General features: G+C 71.2%; 5 protein-coding genes. All 5 read right to left on the bottom strand.

Annotation, left to right across the window (positions count from 1 at the left end; all coding sequences use genetic code 11):
• Nucleotides 1-691, bottom strand: a 691-nt coding sequence (locus RCJ92_RS15055) for a condensation domain-containing protein (RefSeq protein ID WP_446755009.1), incomplete at its 3' end; no start/stop codon positions are given.
• A 39-nt stretch (nucleotides 692-730) separates the two neighbouring features.
• The gene (locus tag RCJ92_RS15050) at nucleotides 731-970 is read right to left on the bottom strand and encodes a phosphopantetheine-binding protein (RefSeq protein WP_446755008.1); all 240 of its coding nucleotides are present in this window, start codon (nucleotides 968-970) and stop codon (nucleotides 731-733) included.
• On the bottom strand, nucleotides 967-2,298 hold the full coding sequence (locus RCJ92_RS15045; protein ID WP_446755007.1) for a lysine N(6)-hydroxylase/L-ornithine N(5)-oxygenase family protein: 1,332 nt from the start codon (nucleotides 2,296-2,298) through the stop codon (nucleotides 967-969). The genes RCJ92_RS15050 and RCJ92_RS15045 overlap by 4 nt, the downstream gene beginning before the upstream one ends.
• Nucleotides 2,295-3,938, bottom strand: a complete 1,644-nt coding sequence (locus RCJ92_RS15040; protein ID WP_446755006.1) for a (2,3-dihydroxybenzoyl)adenylate synthase — start codon at nucleotides 3,936-3,938, stop codon at nucleotides 2,295-2,297. The genes RCJ92_RS15045 and RCJ92_RS15040 overlap by 4 nt, the downstream gene beginning before the upstream one ends.
• Nucleotides 3,935-4,470, bottom strand: a 536-nt coding sequence (locus tag RCJ92_RS15035) for a chorismate-binding protein (protein WP_446755005.1), incomplete at its 5' end; no start/stop codon positions are given. The genes RCJ92_RS15035 and RCJ92_RS15040, both read right to left, overlap by 4 nt.

Genomic DNA, 4,470 nt, shown 5'->3' with positions numbered 1-4,470 from the left:
GTTGCCCGGCCGCCCCGAGCAGCCCGGCCAGCCGGGTGGGGCGGTACTCTTCGCCGCCTTCGGGGGACAGCAGCCCCAGCCAGTGCTTCCGGTCGCGGTCCTCGGCCGCCGAGCCGTGGTAGGCGCTCTCGGCTTCCAGCACCGCCTGCGGGTCGGTGAACGGGGTTGCGGACACCGGGCTTCCGGTCGCCAGGGCCGTATAGTGCTCGGCCACCCGCCGGGCGACCAGCGCAATCCCGTACCCGTCGATGAGCACGTGGTGGGCGACGAGCACCCAGACCGCCAGCGGCTGGGCCTCGGCGCGGGGGTCGGCCAGCAGCAGGCGCTGGTGCAGCAGCTGTCCTTGAAGGGTGATCATGGGCAGGTAGCGCTCGCGCAGGAAGTCGGTCAGCTGCTGGTCATCCGCCGTGTGCAGGTCCCCGGGCAGCGCCTGGGCCGGCTGCGGCTCGGGGACCGGCCCGGGCACCAGCTTCATGGCCTCGGCGTCGAAGCGGTGGCTGAACCATGGCACTTCGGCCAGGGTGCGCTGGATCGCCTCGGCCAGGTGGGCTGAGGAGATCCTGCCGCGGAACACCACCGCGTCCCCGACGGCGAAGTCGGCGGTGTCCGGGGCCGCCAATTCGGCGTGCACCATTCCGGCCTGGGCGTCGGTCAGCCGCAGGGCGCGGGTCGTGGCGGGGGCGAGGGTCATGGTGTGGGTTTTCCTTCGGGGTTTGAAATTTGCTGCGATCTACCGGGAGGGAACGGCGGCCAGCACGGTGCCGACCAGCTGCTCGACGTCGGCGCTGGCGGCCAGCCGCGGGAAGTCGACCGCGGCGCCGGCGGCACGCCAGGTATCGATCAGGCCCATCAGCCGGATGGAGTCGATGCCCAGGTCCGCCAGCGCGTCCGCGGGCTCGATTTCCTCCACCGGCAGGCCGCCGGCGGCGGCGAGGTCTGCCAGGATCCGGTTTTCGTCCAGGGAACTCATGCGCTCACCTGCCCGGTGGCGGCCAGCGCCCGCCCGGCCGCGTTGGCGCCGAGGATCGAATCCAGGATTTCCCCGGCGCGCACCGCCACGTTGGAGAGCAAGGTGGCGGAGATCCCGTGCTGGTGCTCGGTCTGCCCCACCAGGTAGAGCTTGGCGTCATCGGGCAACAGCGTGTTGGCGCTGTAGTCGCGCCGTGCGGTCGGCCGCCCGGCCTCGTCCCGGCAGAGCATTGCCGCGTGGCTGCCCAGCAGCGTGGTGGGATCCAGCGCCTGGTAGCCGGTGGCGAAGATCGCCACATCCACTTCCAGCTGGCGGGTCTGCCCTTCCAGATCCTCGCGCAGCGTCAGCTGCACCCCGGCCTGCCGGTAGTCCTCCCGGGCTGAGAGCACCCGGGTGGCGCGATGCCAGTGCAGCCGGTTGGCGCCCAGCCAGTTGTCACGGTATTCGATGTCGTACAGCGCGGCGATGGTTTCGGGGTTGACCACTGAATTGTTGGTGTTGCGGTGGGCCTCGGTGATGGCCTGGCGCACCGGGGCGGCGGTATCGAACAGCTCGTCCACGGCGGCGGGATCGAAGATCCGGTTGGCATACGGCGAGGCGTCCGAGGGCACCAGGCCGTAGCGGGAAATGACCGGGTGGATCTGCGCGTTCGGGCAGCGGGAGTACATCTGCTCGATCACCTCGGCGGCGCTCTGCCCGCCGCCGATGACCGCGACCGAGCGCACGGCATCGGCGTCCAGGGTTTGCGCGCGTTCCAGGAATTCGGCGCTGTGCCAGATCCGGGCGCCGGCGCGCACGCCCTCGGGGTAGACCGGGCGCAGCCCGCCGGCGAGCACCAGGTGGCGGGTGGCCACGGTGCGCACCCCGATCGCATCCGCGATGTCCACTTCGTAGCCGGTGATCCGGCCGCCGGCGGTGCGCGGCACCACGCGGACCACCTCGGAGGAGTACTGCACGTAGTCGGCCAGCTTGCCGGCCACCCAGCGCAGGTAGGCGACGAATTCGATGCGCAGCGGGGCCATGGATCCGCGGTTGAAGAAGTCGGCCAGCCGGCCCTGCTCGAGCAGGAAGTTCGTGAACGTCATCTCGCTCATCGGGTTGCGGAAGGTCACCAGGTCCTTGGCGAAGGCCACCTGCATGCTGGCGTCCTCGAAGAGCAGGTTCTTGTGCCAGCCGGCTTCGGCGGCCCGGTCCAGGAACAGGGTGCGCAGCTTCGACTCCTGCGGGGCCCGGCGATTGTGCTCATCGATGGCGATGGCCAGGGCCATGTTGCTCGGGCCGAAGCCCAGGCCCACCACGTCATAGGCGTCGGTGTCGGTGGGGCTCATGATTCTCCTTGGAGTAGGGCCGCGCCGGGGCGCAGCGTGTTGCGGCTGATCTTTCCAATGTGGGTGGTGGGCAGCTGGTCGACGATCGAGATCACGTCGGGGATGTGGTGGCCGGCGACCTGCCGGGTGCGCATCCAGGTGCGCAGCGTCTTGGCGCGCGGGCGCGGCGCTTCCCCGCGGGGCACCACGTAGGCGTGGGTGCGTTCGCCCAGCACCTCATCGGGTACCCCGATAACGCTCACGTCGTGTACCGCCGCGTGGCGCAGCAGCACCGCTTCGATCTGCTCGGGGCTGACCTTTTCCCCGCCGCGGTTGATGACGTCCTTGGTGCGCCCCACCACGCTCAGATAGCCGCGCTCGTCGCGCACCACAATGTCTCCCGAGCCGTAGAACCCCTCCGGGGTGAAGCTGGCCGCATTGGCCTGCGGGTTGGCGTAGTAGCCGCGGATCGTATAGGGGCCGCGCACCCACAGGTTGCCCGGTTGCCCGTCGGGCACCGGGTTGCCCTGCGCGTCGAGCACCAGCACCTCGTCGGCCTCGCTCATCGGCTTGCCCTGGGTGGAGACCACGGTCTCGAAGTCGTCATCGAGCCCCGTGTAGCACACCAGCCCCTCGGCCATCCCGAACACCTGCTGCAGCGTGCAGCCAAGCTCCGGCATGATGCGCTCGGCCACGGCCCGGGCCAGCTTCGCCCCGCCCACCTGCAGCACCTGCCAGCTGGAAAGGTCGTGCCCGGCGCGCTCGGGCGAATTCAGCCAGGATTGGGCCAGCGGCGGCACCGCGGCGACCAGGGTGACCCGGTGCCGGGCGATCAACGAGAAGACCCGCTGGGCGCTGCCGTCCGGCGCGCACACCACGGTGCCGCCGGTGGCGAACACGCCCATGAAGCCCGGGGAGCTCGCGGCGAAATTGTGGGCCAGCGGAATCCCGGAAAGGAACACCGTCTCATCGTCCAGGCCGCAGATCTCGGCCGAGCGCTCGATGGAGTAGGCGTAGTCGCGGTGGGTTTTGGGGATCAGCTTGGGCTTGCCGGTGGTGCCGCCGGACAGCTGCAGGAAGGCGGCCGCGTGCGCTGGGCGCGGGCAGCCGGTGCGCGGCACCTGCCATCCGGCGCCCAGCAGCTGAAGGCCCTGCTCGTAGAGGTCTTCGGCGTCCACCGCCGGCAGCTCGGGTAGCCGGGCGGCCAGGTCCTCGCGGAAGGCCGGCACGTCGAGGCCGGGGATCTGGCGGCTGGTGATCAGCAGCACCGCCTGCGAGGCGGCGGCCAGGTGCTCCAGCTCGCTGCCGCGGTGGCTGTGCACGGCGAAGACCGGCAGCGCGCCGAGGGAGATCACCGCGTAGACGGCATCAAAGAACTCCAGCGCATTGGGCACGTGGATCAGCACGCGGTCCCCGGGGTTCACCCCGCGGGCCGCCAGGGCCGCCTGCGAGACGTCGATGCGGCTGACCAGTTCGGCGTAGCTGACGCTGCGCTCGCCGTCGATGACCGCCGGGTGATTCGAGCGGCGGGCCGCGGTGTCGCGCAGCAGCCGATCCAGGGTGCGGTCCTTCCAGTACCCGGCGGCCAGGTAGCGTTCGGCGAACTCGGCCGGGTAGGCGGTGACTCCTTCGAGCATCGGATCGTCGGTGCGCCCGTTCACGGCTGCACCTGCCTGGCATCCGCCGCGGCCCCGAGTCCGGCGAGCATGGTGCCGAACTTAGTGGCGGTCTCGCGATGCTCTGCCAGCGCGTCCGAGCCGGCAACGATCCCGGCGCCGGCATGCAGCGTGGCCCGGCTTCCGCGCAACACGGCGCTACGCAGCAGCAGCGCCCACTCCCCCTCGCCGCGCGCGTCCATCCAGCCGACCAGCCCGCCGTAGAATCCGCGCTCGGCGGTTTCCAGCTGCGTGATGGCCCGGCGGGCAGCGGCGGTGGGGGTGCCGCAAATGGCGGGGGTGGGGTGGATGGCCAGGGCCGCGTCCAGGGCACCGAGCCCCGGGCGCAGCGCGCCGCGCAGCAAGGTGCCCAGGTGCCACAGCTGCGCGGTGGGCAGCACGTCGGGGCGCGGCGGGACGTTCAGTTCGGTGCACAGCGGCTGCAGCGCCTCGCGGATGTGGCGCACCACGAAGGCGTGCTCTGCTAGATCTTTTTCCGAGCAGGCCAGCGCCGCGGCGGCGGCGCGGTCCGCGGCCA

The organism is Glutamicibacter sp. BSL13 (assembly GCF_052928425.1).
This window is presented reverse-complemented; position numbering and strand designations above follow the sequence as displayed.

What these genes read in the sequence shown, in the direction of transcription:
- RCJ92_RS15050 (WP_446755008.1), bottom strand. Translation starts at nt 970, where the DNA reads ATGAGTTCCCTGGACGAAAACCGGATCCTGGCAGACCTCGCCGCCGCC.
- RCJ92_RS15045 (WP_446755007.1), bottom strand. Translation starts at nt 2,298, where the DNA reads ATGAGCCCCACCGACACCGACGCCTATGACGTGGTGGGCCTGGGCTTC.